Source organism: Hymenobacter taeanensis (assembly GCF_013137895.1).
In the GTDB taxonomy this organism is placed as follows: domain Bacteria; phylum Bacteroidota; class Bacteroidia; order Cytophagales; family Hymenobacteraceae; genus Hymenobacter; species Hymenobacter taeanensis.
The window spans coordinates 1,278,801-1,291,057 of sequence record NZ_CP053538.1 but is presented as its reverse complement, the minus strand read 5'-3'; the positions used below and the strand labels follow the sequence as shown (position 1 = coordinate 1,291,057).

The window sequence follows — 12,257 nt, the reverse complement described above, 5'->3', positions numbered from 1 at the left end:
CCCCTGATGCCGAACAATAACCAGGGTCTGTGTATTTATGCAGTGAACTGCGGGGCCTGGGCGTACGTACCCGCCTCAGGCCCCGAATGTACTGGCTATGCTCTCTGAACCCACCTATCTGGCGGCCCGCGTAGTGGCCCCCATGATTGAAACTCATTTTGCCCGACACCGCGCCGCGGCCCGTCCGCGTGAAGTTGCCCACCTGGCTCCACCTCCGGATGTGCAGTGGGTAGAAACCATTATTGATGTGGCATTCTGGGCCAGCCTGCGCCGCGAGGAGGGGTACTCACCCAAGATTTCTCTGGCCCTGCTGCCGCCCAATGAGGCCACGCAGCCGGTAGTATTTGCCCATAAGCGCCGCCTAATGCCTTACAACCTGCTCAAGCTGGCCCCAGCTGTGGAGCAGCCTGGTATACACCTAGGGGTGTGGTACGATGCCGACGGCCTCTACGTGTGGGGTACGGCCATTGGAATTCCGCCGCTGTGCTTTGTGCTGGAGGTACTAGAGCCAGGCCTGCTGGTAGTAAAACACCGCCGCGCCGATGGCTTCGGCAAATTTGTGAACGTGGCCATCCTGCGCGGCGACCAGCTCCAGCTGGTTGATGCTGATAACGCTGCCGTGTCTGACTGTCCCGCCCTGCAGGCATTTTTGCCGGAGCAAACGCTGGCCACCGAGATGGGCGAAACCGATAATGTGCTGGTAGAGCTGGCGTCGGCTATGCGGGCCCACGGCCGCGGCGGGCTGGTGCTGATTGTGCCACCTGGCTCGCAGGCGTGGCAGGCCTCTATTGTGCAGCCTATGACCTACCCCGTAACGCCGGCCTACATGGGCATTGCCGAGATGCAGCGTGAAGACCAGACCGAGCGCAAGTGGCAGGATGGCCTCTTGCGCAATATTGGTATCGTGGGCGGCTTCACGGCCGTAGATGGTGCCACCGTAATTACCCGCGACTACCACCTGCTGGCCTTCGGGGTGAAGGTAGCCCGCGCCGAAAACAGCACGCCCGTTGATAAAATGGTGCTCACGGAGCCCGTAGTAGGCAGCGTGGTGCAGCACCTGCACCCGGCCCAAAACGGCGGCACCCGCCACTTGGCCGCCGCCCAGTTCGTGCATGATCAGCGCGATTCCCTAGCCCTGGTAGCTTCTCAGGATGGCTACTTCACCCTCTTTGCCTGGTCTGTAACCCTGGAAATGGTGCACGCCCACCGCATTGATGTGCTGTTGCTGTAGCTAATGGATTGCTGTGATGGCATGCCATGACCAATAACCTGCAACTAACCATCAACTCCCAGCTCAAACTCCGTTACTTCTCGTACCTCACCGGGCGCCAGGCTGCCCAGCCAGGTGCCGCCTACCCGCACGCGCACCAGGCGAAGCGTGGGGAACCCGGCCGCGGCCGTCATCTTGCGGATCTGCCGGAACTTGCCTTCCGTTACAATTATGGAAACCCAACTGGTTGGGCCATGGCGGTCGTCGCGGATTTTGCGGCCCCTGGGGGGCAGCTCGGGTACCTGCTCAAGGCGACGCACCCGCGCGGGCAAGGTTTGATATAGCACGCTACGATGGGCAATTTCAATGCCTTGCTGAAGCAGGGTCACGGCCTCATCGGTCAAGAGGCCGTCTACCTGCGCGTAGTATTCCTTTTCCACATCCTTGCGGCGCACCCGCTCGCTCACGCGGCCATCGGTAGTGAGTAGCAGGAGGCCTTCGCTCTCCTCATCAAGCCGGCCAATGGCCATGGTGCCTTCCGGGAAATTGTGCAGCTCGCCCAAAAACTTCTTTTTTCGAGCTTCCCGCGCATTTTCGCTGACGAACTGACTGAGGTAGCCGTAGGGCTTAAAAAGCAGGAAATGCTGGTGCGACATGCGAAGAAAGAAGGAAATTTAGCCTGAAACCCGAGCAAACACGCTAGGCTAGCAAAACCGAAAGCGGCCAAAGCTACGAAAGCTTCGGCCGCCTTGCCGGGCTGTAGCAGTGGCCTAGGCCACTGCTGCGGTAACCTGCTCTACGCCGTGGCCTCGTCGGCGGACGGGCCGTAGATGTATGGCACGGGCACCTCCAGCAGGCGTAAATACACCGAGAGCTGGCCGCGGTGGTGTATGGTGTGGTTGATAAGGTGGCGCACGATGTCGGCCCGCGACTCCCGCAGAATGATTTGCTCGCCGAACCGGAGCGTCCAGGTTGCTTCGAAGTCTTCGGCGTCGGCCTGAGAAAGGGTTTCGCGGGCGGCGGCACCATTGGCTTCTAGGCGCTGCACCAGCTCCTCGGCGGCGGTGGCTGGCGCGGGAGCATGGTCGGCGGAGTTGGCTAAGTCTAACTCGGTGGTTTCAAAGGTGGTCTTGATACCACCCAGTAGGTCGGCGGTGTGGGAAGCCAGGTGGCCTAGGGTCATGGATCTGGGGTGCGGCTGCCACCCGAAATGCTCGGCGGGAAGGCGCTCCAGCACGCGGCGCGTTAACGCTAGCTCGTGGTTAAGTTCGGGCAGTAGGGCAAGGGCCAGCGGGGTGGTGAGGGCTGTTTCCATGGCAATCAATGGGGTTAGATGAATGATGCCCCAAAGCTCGCGCCACCCACTGACAGCCCTATGTCAGCAGGTTTTCCGGAGGGCCGGAAAAATGTTCGTAGGCTTCCCGGGCTAGGTTATGCAGGCGCCGCTGCAGCTCCGGCGGCGATACTACCGTTACGTTCGCTCCAAACAGCATCAGCCACCGCGCTATGCTCTCCAGATGCATGGGTTGCAAGGTCATTTCTACCAAGCCCTCAGTAGTTTCCTGCTCGCTCAGCCAGCCAAAGTAGTGCTTGTTCTCGTGGGCGTAGGCCAGGGCCTCGGGCCGGAGCCGCACCACCACGGTGGTACCGGGGTGCTGCCGCGCCCGCTCTGCCCAGTACGACTGTAGCGTTTCGGGGCGGGGCGCAAATTGCTCTTCGCGCAGCTGCAGGCTCACTATGCGGTCGAGGCGAAAGTCGCGGTACTCCTGGCGCAAACGGCAGTAGGCCACTACGTGCCAGTACTGCCCAAAATATAGGCCTATGGGCTCCACATCGCGCTGTGTGGCGGCGCCTTGGTAGCCAGCTCGGTAGTCAATAGCCGCTACCCGGTGGGTGGCAATGCCGGTGAGCAGCAACTGGTGGATGTCGTTGGCGGGTGGGGTGGTGCCGCGGTGCATCCAGGGTTGCAGCACCGTCACGTGGGGGCTAAGCTCGGCCAGGTAGTCGCGGTCCGAGTGGCCTAGCACGGCGCGCAGCTTGTCCATGGCCGCCCGGCTAAGCCGGGCCATGTGGGGGTTGGTGAGCTGGGCGGCCAGCTTCTCGGCCGTGAGCAGCGCCGTGGCTTCTTCGCGCGTAAACATCACAGGTGGCAGCCGGTAGCCTTCAACCAGCGAATAGCCCACGCCCGCCTCGCCGTAGAGCGGCACGCCTGCTTCTTCCAGGGTGCGCAAATCGCGGTACACGGTGCGCAGGCTCACCCCAAACCGTTCAGCCAAATCCTGGCCTTTCACCACACGTTTGGCTTGAAGCTGAATGAGGATGGCCGTGATACGGTCGAAGCGGTTCATGCCGGCAAAGTAGCTACTCTAGGCCAGTTAAACAGCCGAGTAACTCACCCCCACTGTGGGCCGGAGGTGGGGTAAGAAGGCAATTACGTCGTCTTAAACAAGTACCAGCCATTGCCCAGGGGCTTGATAACAATAACCCGGTCGGGGCTCATGGGAGGCACCTGTTGGGCATTGGGCTGGTACAGCAGGCCTACAGTGTTATCGGTAACGCCCCCAATTATGAACTGCAGGCAGCTGCCACAGTCTAGGTACTCCTGCGAGATACGGGTAATGTAGAGCGGCCGAAGTATGGCCTGCAGCTCCTTGTCCTCGTTGATGGCCTGCTCCTCAATATTCGCCGAATCGGGGGCGGCAGTGAAATAGCGGTGGGCCTGTATAAACTGCACGGCGCGCTGAAAGGCAGCCTGATTGCGCGTGAAGTGCTGACTGATATTGGCGTCGGAGCCAATCCAGAGCTGGATGTTGCCGAGCATAAAGGCGTGGTCGGCGGAGGGGTGTTTTTGGTTGTACTGCGCTACTTCAGCCGAGGGCATTTCAGAGAGCAGCTTGAGCATGGGCGGGCCCAACTGCGTCATGGCCAGGCTGCGCACGGCGGTGAGTTTCCAGGGAGCGGTGGCGGCAGTAGAATCGCGGCGGAAGTGCAGGTAAATATCGTTGCGACTCACGGAGTCGCGCAGCTCTACGGTAACTACGGCCGTGGCGCGCCCCTGCTGCAAAAGCTGGCAATGCCGCTCCAGAGTGGCCGGAATCTGCTGGCCCAGGCTCTGGCGGCGGGCCTGGCCGGCGGCCTCCCCACTGAGGTAGCTCTTCATCTCGTCCCAGCCCGTTTTAGCCACAAAATGTTCCGCAATCTGGAGGGGCTCCAGCGGCTGAGCGGCTCGCAGCATCAAAGGGAGGCACCAGCCTAGCAGCACAAGAAAATACTTCATCAATCAGCCCTTATTATCCCCTTTTCCCATCTGGGCACGGGGCTTGAACTTCTAAGGTAGCCAGAAAGAAAACGTTACGCAGTAAAAAAGTGGCCTCACTTACTCAACCAGCTCCTGACTTGTGCCAAAGCCTACCTGTGGCTCTCAAGCGGGTTACTAGTTCCTACTCATTTGGGAGCCGCCGCACCAGCCATACCATCACGCCTCCGAGCAGGGCCATCAGGGCAAACGACCACCTCAGGTTGGCGGCCTCGGCAATAAAGCCTACCACCGGCGGTACCACCAAAAACCCAAAGTAGCCCACCGTAGAAACCGCCGCAATGGCCGAGCCCAAGCTGAGCGTAGTGGAGCGGCCTGCCATCCCGAACACCATCGGAATCACGCACGACACGCCCAGGCCTACCAGCACAAACCCCAGCCCGGCGGTAATAGGCGTTGGGACTAGCGCCGCCAGCAACAGGCCTACCAGAATCAGGAGGCCACTGTAGTGCAGCAGCGGCTTCACCCCGAAACGATTGGTCAGGGGGTCGCCGGCGAAACGGCCTGCCGTCATGGCCACCATGTACACGGCAAAGCCAATGGCGGCATCTTCTCTGGGCATGAGCACCGCCTTGTTGAAGTAGATGCTGCTCCAGTCGTACATGGTGCCCTCGCAGGCCATGGAGGCAAAGGCTATAATGCCAAACTTCAGGAGCGCCGCGCTGGGCCAGCTAAAGCCGGGGCGCCGCTCCGCCGGCGCGGGTGGTAGCGGGAGGCTGTGGCGGTAGTTGTAGAGGGCCACCGCCGTGAGCAGCACCGCCACCACCGCAAAGTGCGGACCTGGGGCCACCCGCTCCCGAATGAGGGCCGCTCCCACGGCGGCAGCGGCAAAACCCGCCACACTCCATACCCCATGGAAGGTGGCAATAATGGATCTGTCGTACTGCGCCTGCACGCCCACCGACTGCGCATTCATGGAAATGTTGAGCAGATTACGGGAGGAGCCGAAGCAGAACAGCAGCGCCACCAGCTGCCAGGTATGAGCTGCAAACCCCAGCAGCGCCAGGGCCACATTGTAGAGGATGGCGCCCACCAGCATTACCTGCCGGCTGCTGAAGCGCCGGAGTAGCAGGCCCGTAACGGGCAGCGTAAGCATGAGGCCGGTAGGCAACGCCAGCAGTACGCCCCCCAACTCGGCCTCATTGAGCCCTAGCTGGCGCTGAATGGTAGGAATGCGCGAGGCCCAGGTAGAAAACCCGAACCCCGACACGAAGAAAAACAAGGCAATAGCCACCCGCGCCTGCTTGGGCGTTACCTTTTCCAAAACCTGCGTCATACCAGCAATCAAGGCAGCCTGAGTGCTGCAAACGGGGATACAGACGCGGATTGTGCGCGTTTCGTTGCGGACGAGGTAGGGGAGAAGCAGCCTGAAGCGGAGCAAACCCACTAAGGCATTGCCTCTCATTTCCTGCTACAGCCCCATGGCAACGTTGCCGGCATCGATTGCACAAAGAAATCTGCTTGGCGGAACCTAATGGGCTTGGTATTTGGGTAATATCAATGTTACAACTGCCAGCCGAGCCCGGCTGGGCCAGTCGTTACTCGTCCTGATTTCTTTCTTTTAATTCCCCCATATGTCTGCCCCTTTCTCACTCCGTCGGCTGGGCCGCGCTTCTAGCTGGCCCGTGGCGGCAGTAAGCGTTGCTGCTCTGCTGGCCGCTACGGATGCCCCTGTAGCCGGCCCGATACCAGCCTTTCCGGGGGCCGAGGGTGCTGGCCGCTTTACCACGGGCGGCCGCGGCACGGCCGCAGTACCCACCACCGTGTTTGAGGTAACCAACCTTCTTGATGATGGGCAGCCCGGCAGCTTACGCTATGCCCTTAGCAAAGCGGCTCCGGCCCGCACGGTAGTGTTCCGGGTATCGGGCACTATTCACCTCACGTCACCGCTTACCATCAGCAAGGCTAATACCACCATTGCGGGCCAAACCGCTCCCGGCGACGGTATTTGCCTCGCCGATTATCCCGTGAGCGTAAAGGCCAACAATGTGGTGGTGCGGTTCCTGCGCTTCCGCATGGGCGACAAAAACCAGAACCAGGGTCAGGTTGACGGCGCCGGCGGCGACGATGCTTTCGGGGGCATCCGCAACAACCGCCTCATCATCGACCACTGCTCCATGAGCTGGAGCACCGACGAGGCCCTTTCTGTGTACGAAGGTGACAGCACCACCTTGCAGTGGAACCTCATTAGTGAGCCGCTCAACTACTCGTATCACTTCGAGAAGGGCGACACGGACTTTGAGCAGCACGGGTTCGGGGGTATTTGGGGTGGGCAGCACGCCACTATGCACCACAACCTATTTGCGAGCTGCAAAAACCGCACGCCCCGCTTCAATGGCAGCCGGTACACGCACCCCGCCGGCTTCGAGAATGTGGACTTCCGCAACAACGTGCTGTACAACTGGGGCGAGAACAACGCCTACGCGGGCGAGGGTGGTAACTACAACATCGTCAACAACTACTACAAGTACGGCCCCTCTACTAAGGAGAATGTTCGGGCCCGGGTGCTCAACCCCTATAAGCTGGAGAAAGGCCCCAACCCACTGCCCTACGGTAAGTTCTACCTCGCCGGCAACTACGTAGACGCCAGCGCCGAAGTAACCCGCCACAACTGGCGCGGAGTAACCATGAACGGTGGCACCGCCGCCGATACGGCGCAGGCTAAAGCGGAGAAGCCCTTCGAGCTAGGCCCCGTAACCACGCAAACCGCCCAAGAGGCCTATGCCCTGGTGCTGCAGCAAGTAGGCGCCACCATGCCCCGGCGCGACACCTTAGACCAGCGCATCATCCGCAATGTGGTTACGCGCACCGGCCGCATTATCGATGTGCAGGGCGGCTACCCGCACGGCACACCCTACAGCGTGTCGCAGAAAGCGTGGCCGGAACTGAAGTCAGCCCCAGCCCCCACTGATACCGACCACGACGGCATGCCCGACGCCTGGGAGAAAAGCCACGGCCTCAACCCCAAAGACGCCACCGACCGCAGCAAGCTCGCCGCTAGCGGCTACCCCATGCTAGAGGAGTATCTTAATAGCCTAGCGGTGCCCGCGCTGGCCAAGGGTAAATAGGAGAGTGGCCTACAGAACGAAAGCTCCCCTCCTTAGTTGAGGAGGGGTTGGGGGTGGTTGACTGGCCTAGAACGTCTTACTCTCGCACGTCAATGCGTGCTGACGCTGCAATGGTATGCACTTCCTTTCTCCATGTAGTGGGGCTGGGGAAGCTCCAACGATTCGAGCGAGATGTCTCGACAAGCTTGACATGACGTTGTGTAGATTTCGTTCCAGGAAAACTCTAGGCCACTCTGCCTAACCCCTCTCTTCCACGGGCTTCTCCACCTTAGGTAGTAAAGAAGCTGGCTCGGGCTCCAGCTCTGGGGGCACATCGTGGCCGGCCAGAGCTAGCTGGTGCTTGGCTTCATCGAACTCGTTTTCGCTCTTGGCAATGACCAGCGTGGCCACGCCGTTGCCGATGACGTTGGTAATGGCCCGTGCCTCGCTCATAAAGCGGTCTACGCCCAATAGCAGAGCCACGCCTTCCACGGGAATAATGCGGGTAGCGGCCAGGGTAGAGGCCAGCACAATGAACCCCGAGCCCGTAACGCCTGCCGCGCCCTTGCTTGTTAGCATCAGGATACCGATGAGCGAAAGCTCCTGGCCGAGCGACAAGCTAATGTTGAAGGCCTGGGCCAAAAAAATGACCGCAATGGAAAGGTAAATAGAAGTGCCATCGAGGTTGAAGGAGTAGCCAGTGGGTATCACCAGGCCCGCCACCGAGCGGGAGCAGCCGTAGCGCTCCAGCTTATCAATCATACGCGGCAGCGCCGACTCCGACGACGACGTGCCCAGTACCAGCAGAATCTCCTCCTTAATAAAGCCCAGGTAGCGCCATAGACTTAGTCCGTAATAGCGCATAATGGCGTTGAGCACCCCAAACACAAACAGGAACATGGTTAGGTAAACTACCAGCATGAGCTTGCCCAACGGCAGCAGCGTATGCAGCCCGTACTTGCCAATGGTAAAGGCCATGCCCCCGAAAGCCCCAAGGGGTGCCAGCTTCATTACCAGGGCTAGTACCCCGAACATAGCGTGCGAAAGCCGGTCGAAGGTCTTCATCAGCGGCTGCCCATACTCAGAGGGTATGCGACCCACGGCCACGCCAAACAACACGGCAAACAGCAGCACTTGCAGCACCTCGCCCTCGGCAAAGGCCCCTACCACGCTGTGAGGCACAATGTGCGTCACAAACTCAATCCAGTTCATGCCTTCACCACTGGCAGCCTGGGTGGTGTACTTAGCGGCCTCCGCGGCTTGAGCCGCGCTTTGCGTAGCTACTGAGGTGCGGGCATCAATGCCCACGCCGGGTTTGGCCAAGTTGGCCGCCGTAATGCCGATAACCAGGGCTAGCGTTGTGACTATTTCAAAGTAGAGCAGCGCCTTACCGCCCACGCGGCCTACCTTTTTCATGTCGCCCATGCCCCCAATACCCAATACCACCGTTAGGAAGATGATGGGAGCAATGAGCATTTTGATCAGGTTAATAAACGTGTCGCCGATGGGTTTGAGAGACGCCCCGAACTCCGGAAACAGTGTGCCCACCAGCACCCCTAGCGCAATGGCCGTGAGAACCTGAAAGGTGAGATTAGAAGCAAGTTTTTTCATGAATGGTAATTGCTCAGTAAACGGGCCCGCACTCCCAGCGGGAGCGAAGGGCAGTGTTGTGGTGCAAGTACGAAATTGCTGATAACTGCGCCAGCACCAACACAAAAACGCCCCGCCGGCCAGATGCCAACGGGGCGCCTCAGAAGAGGTAGCGGATTAGCGCTTACACGCTAGCGGCTACGGTTACTTTAGGAGCACCAGCCAGGATGTCTTCGTTGGCGTAGGAAGCGTACTTCTCGAAGTTCTTCACAAACTTCTCGGCCAGCTCGGCGGCAGTATGGTCGTAGGCCTCTTTGTCGGACCAGGTGTCGCGTGGGTCCAGGATTTCGGAAGGCACGTTAGGTACGGCGGCGGGTACCTCTACCCCGAAAATGGGGTGCTTATGGAACTCCACGTCATCGAGCTTGCCTTGCAGCGCAGCGGTAATCATGGCGCGGGTGTAGGCCAGTTTCATGCGTGAGCCCACGCCGTAGCTGCCGCCAGTCCAGCCGGTGTTTACCAGCCACACGTTCACCTCGTTCTCGTCCATTTTCTGGCCCAGCATCTCAGCATACTTGGTGGGGTGCAGGGGTAGGAACACGGCGCCGAAGCAGGCCGAGAACGTAGTTTGCGGCTCCGTAACGCCCATTTCAGTGCCAGCCACCTTAGCAGTGTAGCCGCTCATGAAATGATACATAGCGTGGCACTTGTCCAGCTTGCTGATGGGAGGCAGTACGCCAAACGCATCGGCTGTCAGGAAGAAGATATTCTTGGGTGTACCAGCCACCGAGGGCTCCACCGCGTTCGGGATGAAGTTGATGGGGTAAGCCGTGCGGGTATTTTCTGTTACGCTCTTGTTGGCGTAGTCTACGGTGCGGGTGCCGGGCACGTAGCGAGTATTCTCCACTATGGAGCCGTAACGGATAGCATTCCAGATTTCAGGCTCTTTCTCGGCCGAGAGGTCAATGACCTTGGCGTAGCAGCCGCCTTCAAAGTTGAAGATGCCCGCATCAGGCGTCCAGCCGTGCTCATCGTCGCCGATCAGGCCGCGGTTGGGGTCAGCCGACAAGGTGGTTTTGCCCGTGCCCGAGAGGCCAAAGAAGATGGCGGTGTCGCCGTCTTGGCCTACGTTGGCAGAGCAGTGCATGCTCAGGGTGTTTTTCTCGTGGGGGAGCAGGTAGTTCAGTACGCCAAAAATGCCTTTCTTCATCTCGCCGGCGTAGCCGGTGCCACCAATCAGAATCATCTTCTTAGTGAAGTTAAGAATCGCGAAGTTCTTTTGGCGGGTGCCATCTACGGCCGGGTCGGCCTCGAAGCCGGGGGCACAAATGATGCTGAAGTCGGGCGTCCAGCTGGTGTCAGCGCCTTCTTCAGGGCGCAGGAACATGTTGTAGCAGAACAGGTTGTGCCAGGCCAGCTCGTTCACCACACGCAGCTTTAGCTGGTAATCGGGGTTGGCGCCAGCGTAGGCATCGCGCACAAACACTTCTTTGTCGGCCAGGTACTGGGTCATTTTCTCCTGCAGCTGATCAAATTTATCAGCGGCGAAGGGAATGTTGATGTCGCCCCACCACACCGAGTCCTGGGTGTTTTCATCTTTCACCACGAAGCGGTCTTTGGGCGAGCGGCCGGTGAAGGCACCAGTGTCGGCCATTAGGGCGCCTGTGTCGGTAAGGGTACCTTCACCGCGGCGCAGGGCGTGCTCAATCAGCTCAGAGGGGGTTAGGTTGAGGTGCACCTGGCCGGTTGTGGTGAGGCCAAGCGGGGAGAGGCGGGTGGAAATGGGGGAATTTTCCATGTGGGAAATGGGGGGTTGGGTGGGAAATCGGGGGGAGGTAACGCCAACAAACCTGGGTGGGGGCTCTGGCCTGCTCAGCAGGCAGAGTAATGGTGGCGCTAGCAAAGGAGCAAGGAAAGCAGCGTATACGGGTTTATGTGGTGCCCGGATACTCTGCCAGCAAGCTACTTTGATTGGGTAGGACAAAAATACGACTACCTGAACCGCACGGACTGAAACAATTCGCTATTTTGTCAGGACAAAACAAACATTGGATTCCTGAATTTAGGGATTTTGAGGCAGTAGACCCGAAAATATTGCCCATGAAAATGGGAGAAATAAATACCCGCAGCATTCTGTAGGCCAGTCAGTAAGTAGCCTTTTTTGTCGACATGAAGGAAATAATTGCCCGCTACGATGGTATCTACGGCGACGATAAGGCCCTGGTCTCCCATGACTACCTGTGCAGCCAGATAATCTCGCCCCGTAACCGCACCGCCGACTGGGGCCTGAAGCCACACTTGCATGGCAACCTGTTTCAGATGTTTTTTCTGGAAGCCGGGCGCGCCTCCTTCCATGCCGCCGCCGAGCCCGTAGACCTCACTACACCCTGCCTGGTATTGATTCCGGCCAACACCGTGCACGGCTTCACCTTCAGCCCCCAGGTAAAAGGCCGCACGCTCACGCTCTCGGAGGCTCTCATGGATACTATTCTGCAGGCCACTCCTGCTGTGCTGGTGGAGCTGAACTCGGTATACATCCTCTCCGATTTCGAGGATATCCCATTCTCCGACCTACTGACTCTGGAGCAGCAAATTCACACGGAAATCAACTCTGATTTGCCGGGCAAGCAGCTGGCCCTGAACGCCTATTTCAAGCTGCTCTTCGTGAAAATCTTCCGCCTGCTGCAACTCACCCGCAAGAAAGAGGAAGACAGCCCCAACCGGGCAATGCACTACTTCCGCGAGTTTCAGAAGTGCATTGCCCGCTCTGCTCCCTTTGAAAAGAAGATTTCGGAGTTTGCCCAGGAGCTCAAGATTACTCCCGTGCACCTCAACCGCATCTGCCAGACCGTTAAGGGTAAATCGGCCCTGGAAATTGTGCAGGCCCATACCGTCCGGAAAGCGCACAACCTGCTGGTGTACACATCCCTCTCCGTATCAGAAATTGCCTACGAACTGCAGTTCGCCGACCCCGGCTACTTTGCCCGTTTCTTCCGCAAGCAAACCGGTCTCTCACCCATTGCCTATCGGGCCAAAGCCTACCGCGGCGAAGGCCAACCCCGCGCCCTGCGAGCTATGAATAATTAGCGGTGAG

At 59.3% G+C, this 12,257-nt stretch carries 10 protein-coding genes; 3 read left to right on the top strand and 7 right to left on the bottom strand.

The genetic code is table 11. The features are described 5' to 3' along the window. Positions 1-97: 97 nt before the first annotated feature. Entirely contained in the window at positions 98-1,231 is a 1,134-nt protein-coding gene (locus HMJ29_RS05470; RefSeq protein ID WP_171590523.1) for a putative sensor domain DACNV-containing protein, read from the top strand. 44 nt (positions 1,232-1,275) lie between these two features. On the opposite strand, the gene HMJ29_RS05465 is transcribed toward HMJ29_RS05470, so the two are convergent. From HMJ29_RS05465 to HMJ29_RS05445, 5 genes are all read right to left on the bottom strand, one after another. Beyond that, positions 1,276-1,866 carry a pseudouridine synthase gene (locus tag HMJ29_RS05465; protein WP_171590522.1) on the bottom strand — a complete coding sequence of 197 codons (591 nt, stop codon included), beginning with the start codon at positions 1,864-1,866 and terminating at the stop codon, positions 1,276-1,278. A 140-nt stretch (positions 1,867-2,006) separates the two neighbouring features. Further along, positions 2,007-2,525, bottom strand: a complete 519-nt coding sequence (locus tag HMJ29_RS05460; RefSeq protein ID WP_171590521.1) for a DinB family protein — start codon at positions 2,523-2,525, stop codon at positions 2,007-2,009. A 58-nt stretch (positions 2,526-2,583) separates the two neighbouring features. Beyond that, positions 2,584-3,558 carry a helix-turn-helix transcriptional regulator gene (locus HMJ29_RS05455; RefSeq protein WP_171590520.1) on the bottom strand — a complete coding sequence of 325 codons (975 nt, stop codon included), beginning with the start codon at positions 3,556-3,558 and terminating at the stop codon, positions 2,584-2,586. Positions 3,559-3,641: 83 nt separating this feature from the next. Then, the gene (locus tag HMJ29_RS05450; protein ID WP_171590519.1) at positions 3,642-4,487 is read right to left on the bottom strand and encodes a hypothetical protein; all 846 of its coding nucleotides are present in this window, start codon (positions 4,485-4,487) and stop codon (positions 3,642-3,644) included. Between the two features lie 163 nt (positions 4,488-4,650). Then, the gene (locus HMJ29_RS05445; protein ID WP_216634094.1) at positions 4,651-5,802 is read right to left on the bottom strand and encodes an MFS transporter; all 1,152 of its coding nucleotides are present in this window, start codon (positions 5,800-5,802) and stop codon (positions 4,651-4,653) included. A 298-nt stretch (positions 5,803-6,100) separates the two neighbouring features. Here HMJ29_RS05445 and HMJ29_RS05440 point away from each other — a divergent pair, with 298 nt between their 5' ends. Continuing rightward, positions 6,101-7,594: a pectate lyase family protein gene (locus HMJ29_RS05440; RefSeq protein WP_171590518.1), complete on the top strand. Its 1,494-nt coding sequence runs from the start codon at positions 6,101-6,103 to the stop codon at positions 7,592-7,594. 237 nt (positions 7,595-7,831) lie between these two features. Here the strand turns inward: HMJ29_RS05440 and HMJ29_RS05435 are convergent, their stop codons facing one another. Then, entirely contained in the window at positions 7,832-9,184 is a 1,353-nt protein-coding gene (locus tag HMJ29_RS05435; protein WP_171590517.1) for a dicarboxylate/amino acid:cation symporter, read from the bottom strand. A 163-nt stretch (positions 9,185-9,347) separates the two neighbouring features. Continuing rightward, positions 9,348-10,961 (bottom strand): phosphoenolpyruvate carboxykinase (ATP), encoded by a 1,614-nt coding sequence (gene pckA, locus HMJ29_RS05430; RefSeq protein ID WP_171590516.1) that lies wholly within the window; start codon positions 10,959-10,961, stop codon positions 9,348-9,350. Between the two features lie 371 nt (positions 10,962-11,332). Between pckA and HMJ29_RS05425 the strand changes: the two genes are divergently transcribed. After that, positions 11,333-12,250: a helix-turn-helix domain-containing protein gene (locus tag HMJ29_RS05425; protein WP_171590515.1), complete on the top strand. Its 918-nt coding sequence runs from the start codon at positions 11,333-11,335 to the stop codon at positions 12,248-12,250. The last annotated feature ends 7 nt before the right edge of the window (positions 12,251-12,257 follow it).

Excerpts from the sequence above, each read along its gene's own strand:
- HMJ29_RS05455 (WP_171590520.1), bottom strand. The coding sequence starts at position 3,558 with ATGAACCGCTTCGACCGTATCACGGCCATCCTCATTCAGCTTCAAGCC.
- HMJ29_RS05425 (WP_171590515.1), top strand. The coding sequence starts at position 11,333 with ATGAAGGAAATAATTGCCCGCTACGATGGTATCTACGGCGACGATAAG.
- HMJ29_RS05440 (WP_171590518.1), top strand. The coding sequence starts at position 6,101 with ATGTCTGCCCCTTTCTCACTCCGTCGGCTGGGCCGCGCTTCTAGCTGG.
- HMJ29_RS05465 (WP_171590522.1), bottom strand. The coding sequence starts at position 1,866 with ATGTCGCACCAGCATTTCCTGCTTTTTAAGCCCTACGGCTACCTCAGT.
- HMJ29_RS05450 (WP_171590519.1), bottom strand. The coding sequence starts at position 4,487 with ATGAAGTATTTTCTTGTGCTGCTAGGCTGGTGCCTCCCTTTGATGCTG.
- pckA (WP_171590516.1), bottom strand. The coding sequence starts at position 10,961 with ATGGAAAATTCCCCCATTTCCACCCGCCTCTCCCCGCTTGGCCTCACC.
- HMJ29_RS05460 (WP_171590521.1), bottom strand. The coding sequence starts at position 2,525 with ATGGAAACAGCCCTCACCACCCCGCTGGCCCTTGCCCTACTGCCCGAA.
- HMJ29_RS05445 (WP_216634094.1), bottom strand. The coding sequence starts at position 5,802 with ATGACGCAGGTTTTGGAAAAGGTAACGCCCAAGCAGGCGCGGGTGGCT.
- HMJ29_RS05470 (WP_171590523.1), top strand. The coding sequence starts at position 98 with ATGCTCTCTGAACCCACCTATCTGGCGGCCCGCGTAGTGGCCCCCATG.
- HMJ29_RS05435 (WP_171590517.1), bottom strand. The coding sequence starts at position 9,184 with ATGAAAAAACTTGCTTCTAATCTCACCTTTCAGGTTCTCACGGCCATT.